Here is a 1,644-nt window from a genome sequence, read left to right as displayed (position 1 = left end):
CCTTGAAATGTTCGGCGATGATTCGAATCGTCCAGATTCGTACGAGTACGTCTCAAAGTCCCTCTTGATATACCAAGTTAGTCCTGTCTCCTTGCAATTCGATTCGTGGGAACTAATCCTTCTTTTTACTGCTTTTATCCTTTCGAACCAACAAAAAAAGTGCTGAGGAAACGAACAACAACCGTGGAATTCTAATCGCCAGATTGAACCCCTCACCACCTAAATTACTTATACCAAACAAAATATCAAGTACGGATACTAAACCTGTAATAATAAATATAATCAGTGCCAGTATATACACGTTTAGTTCCTCCTTTATTTGCCTTACAACAGAAAGAAGACAATAGCTCTAGCTGCAATTTCCGCCAACCATTTAGGCAATCCCATATATTCAAAGGCATATGTGAGTCCATCCTTCTGCTATGCCCGTAAAGTTAAGCATAACATTTAAAACTTCCATTAACACTTGATAGCTAAGATAATATTTAAGTTTATCTTTTGCTCGTACACGCTAGTATATAGGATCTGCTTCCTAATCTAATAACATGTATTCTCTATGATGCAATAATGCTCCATACATTATGTTTTCTTCTCATTGAATATGCTTAAGGCATTTTCGTACATTTGCTGATCGATTTGAAACTTTTCCGCAACCCATTCTCTCAGCTCGTCAGGATTTAGATGTCTTTCCACCTTCTCATGCTGACAATATTGCTTTAGCACATTATCCTTCATCGAAGTCGGAATCCCATTGATGTAGCCGAAAATTTGAATGTTTTGCAGCATAGGCGATGTATCCCAATTGTTCGAATTCCTAATCAGCGGAGTCATTTTTTCTAATGCTATCGGATTGGGATCAAGGGTTTTAGTAGGTCCGGGGTTTCGAATAATCTGAATTTCATTCTGAGATACCTGATAGGTAAAGACTTCCCTTACATTTTTCACTTGAAAAGATTGATACAGCGGGTATGCCTGAAATAGCGGAGCACAATACCCGACATCTACATAATAAGGTTTATCGAGGTCAACGCGTAAACATAAGTGGCCAGGGTCCATGTACATATAAGAAACGGAAAAACCAAGCTGGGATAACAGCCAATGAAACCCCATTGCATTTGTCCAGCATGTTCCTCCCATCCCTTTGTTCACGATGCGCTCGATGTACGTATCAATAGAAGGGAGGTAGTTTCCTGTTCGATTTCCTTTTTCCCAATCGAGTATTTTCGTCAGCGTTTCCCATCTTACTCTCTCTTGATGCCTCTGAATAAGTTCATTGAGAAACGCCAAGCTAATAGGCTGCTTTTCAACCGACAGAAAATGAAGAAATCGAGCAACTAACGCTTCATATTCCATAGTGAACTCCTTTCATATGCTTTCGCGATATTTATCCCATTGAACAAGGCGTCTTTCCTATATTTATTATCTCCCTCATCGCTTGTAATTTCCATATTTTCCAGTCTATATTTCAAAATATAATCTAATTAGAGCTGCAGTTGTAAGAGCGATATTCCCATGTACCCGATGATGGTCGACATTCTAAGCATTCATCTGTTGTGAACTTCAATACTTCTTCAAGACGACAAATAAGCCACCAAAATGGCGGCTTATTATGTCTGCACTTGATTTCTGTTTGGAAACTTTACG

The 1,644-nt window shown here is 38.9% G+C and carries 2 protein-coding genes; both read right to left on the bottom strand.

The window, feature by feature from the left end; translation table 11 throughout:
- Positions 1-112 precede the first annotated feature (112 nt).
- A complete protein-coding gene (locus BBG47_RS27930; protein WP_065294458.1) occupies positions 113-301 on the bottom strand; it encodes a hypothetical protein in 189 nt (62 codons plus the stop codon).
- A 278-nt stretch (positions 302-579) separates the two neighbouring features.
- Positions 580-1,353 carry an arylamine N-acetyltransferase gene (locus BBG47_RS27925; protein WP_065294457.1) on the bottom strand — a complete coding sequence of 258 codons (774 nt, stop codon included), beginning with the start codon at positions 1,351-1,353 and terminating at the stop codon, positions 580-582.
- Positions 1,354-1,644 lie beyond the last annotated feature (291 nt).

The sequence above is a fragment of the Paenibacillus sp. KS1 genome, from assembly GCF_001680695.1.
Taxonomy (GTDB): Bacteria; Bacillota; Bacilli; order Paenibacillales; family Paenibacillaceae; genus Paenibacillus_B; species Paenibacillus_B suaedae.
Note: the sequence above shows the minus strand (reverse complement) of the source record. Positions and strands in the feature narration are given on the sequence as shown.